Raw genomic sequence first — 3,738 nt, forward strand, 5'->3', positions numbered from 1 at the left:
GGTTGTGCGCGAACCTGTTCGGGTAGATGTGCACCTCCACCGGCCAGCGCGCAGCGAACGGCACGAACGCGGTAAACAAGTCGGTGCGCGCGATCACGCGCCTGCCGTCGGCCAGCTCCCATCCCAACAAGTCTTTAAACAAGTTGCTGCCGTGGCGCTTTCGATGGTCATCAGCCTGATGCAGCATAACGGCGGTGCGCGGGGTCAGATACGGGTAGCCGTAGATCTGGCCGTGTGGATGGGACAGCGTCACCCCGATCTCCTCACCGCGGTTCTCGAAGCAGAACACCTGCTCGATGCCGGGCCGGGCCATGAGATCGGCGGTGCGGTGCCGCCACGCCTCGACGACGAGCCGGGCGTGCGCCGGCTCCAGGTCGGCGAACGAGCCGGTGTGGTTACTGGAGAAGCAGATCACCTCGCAGCGGCCGTGCCCCGGCGCCGAGATGAACCCCTCAGACGTCGGCAGCGGCGATCCACCAACCCCGGCCAGGCTCGGGAACCGGTTTTCGAAGACGACGACGTCGTAGTCGGGTGCGGGCACCTCGCTGGTCAGCCCGCTCGGACCAGGACACAGCGGGCACTGATCAGGCGGCGGTTTGTAGGTACGGTCTTGGCGCAGCGCCGCGATGATCACCCACTGTCCGGTTGTCCGGTCGAACCGCAGCTGCGACTGGCACGGCGGGCGCGGCGGCAACGGCCGGCGATCTGCGACCGGTGCCGGGGTGTGGCCGGGCAGCGCGAAAAACAGCAACTCACGCCCATCGGCCAGGTTAGCTCGCGTCAGCGCCGTCACGATGTGGAACCCTAACCGGGCCGGCGCCGTCGTGGAGTCACATGGAGACGAAAAGGACGCGGGGTGCCTCTCGCTGCTCGTGCTAGCCTGAATCAGGATGTTTTTCGTACATCCGTTCTGAATGAAAGAAGTTGAAGAGTATGACACAGGGAACTGTGAAATGGTTTAACAGCGACAAGGGCTTTGGTTTTATCGCTCCTGACGGCGGCGCAGAAGATGTGTTCGTTCACTACAGCGAAATCACCGGGAGCGGTTTTCGATCGCTTGAGGAGAACCAGCGGGTTCAATTCGACATCGGCCAGGGAAACAAGGGTCCTCAGGCGATGGGAGTAACACCCGTTTAGCGACCATTCGTCACAGATGGGCTGGCAGGCAGTGTCCTGCCAGCCCATCTGCATCTGCGGGGCGTACGGTATGGGAACTGGGACCAACCGGGCCCCATACGAAGGGGTCACTGATGTCCGACAAATCTCCTCGGCAGTCGATGAGCAAGAAGTCCAGCACGACGCTCAAACAGAAACGCGCCGCTAAGCGCGCCAAGGCCGAGCATGCAACGTCGAATAGCGACGTGCCAAATCCAAAGCAGCGCTGACACACATGCTTTCGCCGGCCACCTGACCACCTAGCTCCTGCGCACTGGTGTTGCGCCTCCTTACCCACCGACTGCGAGTAGTGTGAGTGGTATCGGCGGTATGTCGCACGCGACCAATTGAGATTGCGTCACCGCTGATTGAATGATCTGGCCGGTTCGCGGCCAAGACAGGGGCGTCGCATGACGCTACAGCGAGGCGGGACAGCCACCGGCTTGAAGCACACACCGCCCGAGAACACACCGCGCCTGCGCTTAAAGCCCAAGGCGCCGACGACCGGCTACGTCGATGGGGCATGGTGGCCACACAGTGATGACCTTCACATTGAGCTGCCAGATCTGTTGGCGGTGCTGTCAGTCCGACTCGGCCCTATTGATCGGGTGATATACAACCTCGCCGAATGGGCGAAGGCCCCCGCAAGACTGATGAGCGGACGAGCCGTACGACTCGACGGGTACCGGCAGCAGCCGGTCAACACCGTCGAAGTAATCGGACTCAACCGCAACAAGACCGTCCTGCTGGTGGTACCTGCGCACACCGAACCAGACCGCGCACACGACACCATGATGGCTGCCGCGGCCCCGGACAACACGTCGACGATCGATCACCTACTGACGGGCTGACGCGCGAGTGCTGTCAATAATCCCGGGCGCGCCAATGCTTGACGGCGTGCGATGCCATCTCGGTGACGACTGAACGGCCTTGCCCCCGAGGAGATTTCTGTGCGGCCGCCACCAGGGTGGCGACCGATTGGGCGATGCCGGTCGCGATGTCGTCGACGGCGGGCACGTTGTCGGGGCACACACACACGCTCACATCCAGCACGTCGCGGTGGGAGGTCAGGGTGATGTTCAGCCCGCGGCCATTTAGCAGCGGCGCCACGGTGGGCATACCGACGACCTTGGCCCCGGCACAGTATGCCGGAAGCGGCGGACCGGAGACATAAGATACGCTGCCGTGACAGATCGGCGAGATCCGTTGGCGCAAGCCTAGTTTGTCGTACAGGCGCATACCCGCGTGGACGACGGCCGACGGGATCAGTGATCCGATGCATGCGTAATCGACTTTTGGCCCGGTGTTTTCGTCGTCGCGCATGCGTGCGGTTTTCAGCCGCTCGGTGGTGGTATGGAGGTTGGTGAGCACCTGCACGGGGTCGTCGAGCTGCACCGGGATGCGAATTCGCCCGACCATCAAAGGATTGCCTATAGCGGTGGGATCGGCGTCCGTTAGCGCGAGCGGCATTTCCATCTGCAGCGGATCGTCGGGCACGGTGCCGTGGCGTTGAAGCCAGGCACGCAACGACAAGGTGCAGGCGGCCAGGAAAACGTTGCTGATTGTGCCCCCGAACGCGGTGCTGACCGTCTCCAATTGCGCTCGCGGGATCGACGCGAATGCCACTGCCCGCCGCTCGGTCAACGGCGCATCGAACACGTTGTGGCGCAACGGCCCGCTCATCGACGACACCGCCCGCGGCATGGTGTCGGGTTCGCTCGTTCCGTGCAATTGATCATGTACGGCCTGCAGCACGCCAGTCCCGGCCTCGGCGATGAGCCATAGGCTTTCGAGCTGGCTCTCGAGAATATCGGTCATCGTGTCGACAAGCAGTTCGCCAACGGACGGCGGCGGGCCCAAACTCGGCTCGGTCGGTTCGATGCTCCGGTCATGCGGACCGGAACCCAGCAGCCGCGACCACACGGACGCGGCACCGACGCCGCCGTCGTTCAGTGCAGGCGACATCTTCACTGCCAACGCCCACCGGCCGCCCGCCAGGCCGTCGATGCTCCATGCTTCCCATGGTTTTTCGCAGCGATCACGGCGATTATGTGGTTCGGTGCTCAGCTGGCCGATCAGTTCGGCGAACTCGCGCCGGCCACCGGGAGCGCGAATCGTTGCGCTATGAATTTGGGACGTTGGGTCATAGTCGTCGACCTCGGCCCATAGGGGCTGACCCACCCCGAGCGGCTTACCTACCAGTCGGCTACGAAAACGTGCCAGTCGCGGCAGCGACGAGCCCACCAGCTGCTGTAGCCGCTTGTGGCTGAGCAGCTCGGACGGTTCGATGACAATCAGCGAGACGGTGTGTGCCGACGTCGTGGAATCTTCGATGTTCAGCCACATCGCGTCCGTCGGCGACAATCGAGTACTCATCAGCACGGTGTCGTGCTAGAAGCGGAAATGCATTGGGCCACAAGCACTAACGCGTCGAGCGTATATTGCGGGTTGTTCATTGCCAAATACCTAACGTTTGATCGGTGGTCGTGGTGGGCCGCTAGCGGTGTCTCAGCGCACCGCGTCGCAGGCCTCTTCTGGCGTCATCGCGACGCTCCCGTCTTGACCGGAACCGGCCAAATTCTT

4 protein-coding genes are annotated in these 3,738 nt (G+C 63.0%); 2 read left to right on the top strand and 2 right to left on the bottom strand.

Features of this window, described 5'->3' with window-relative positions:
* A partial coding sequence (locus VFA16_RS03645) for a galactose-1-phosphate uridylyltransferase (RefSeq protein ID WP_324966503.1) occupies positions 1-793 on the bottom strand: 793 nt, incomplete at its 3' end.
* Between the two features lie 140 nt (positions 794-933).
* On the opposite strand from VFA16_RS03645, the gene VFA16_RS03650 reads away from it, so the two are divergent.
* Both VFA16_RS03650 and VFA16_RS03655 read left to right on the top strand, forming a co-directional pair.
* Positions 934-1,137 (top strand): cold-shock protein, encoded by a 204-nt coding sequence (locus VFA16_RS03650; protein WP_324966504.1) that lies wholly within the window; start codon positions 934-936, stop codon positions 1,135-1,137.
* Between the two features lie 428 nt (positions 1,138-1,565).
* Positions 1,566-2,006 (top strand): DUF5994 family protein, encoded by a 441-nt coding sequence (locus VFA16_RS03655; RefSeq protein WP_324966505.1) that lies wholly within the window; start codon positions 1,566-1,568, stop codon positions 2,004-2,006.
* Between the two features lie 13 nt (positions 2,007-2,019).
* On the opposite strand, the gene VFA16_RS03660 is transcribed toward VFA16_RS03655, so the two are convergent.
* Positions 2,020-3,531, bottom strand: coding sequence for a wax ester/triacylglycerol synthase domain-containing protein (locus VFA16_RS03660; RefSeq protein WP_324966506.1), 1,512 nt, complete (start codon positions 3,529-3,531; stop codon positions 2,020-2,022).
* Between the last annotated feature and the right edge of the window lie 207 nt (positions 3,532-3,738).

The organism is Mycobacterium sp., from assembly GCF_035653355.1.
Classification (GTDB): domain Bacteria; phylum Actinomycetota; class Actinomycetes; order Mycobacteriales; family Mycobacteriaceae; genus Mycobacterium.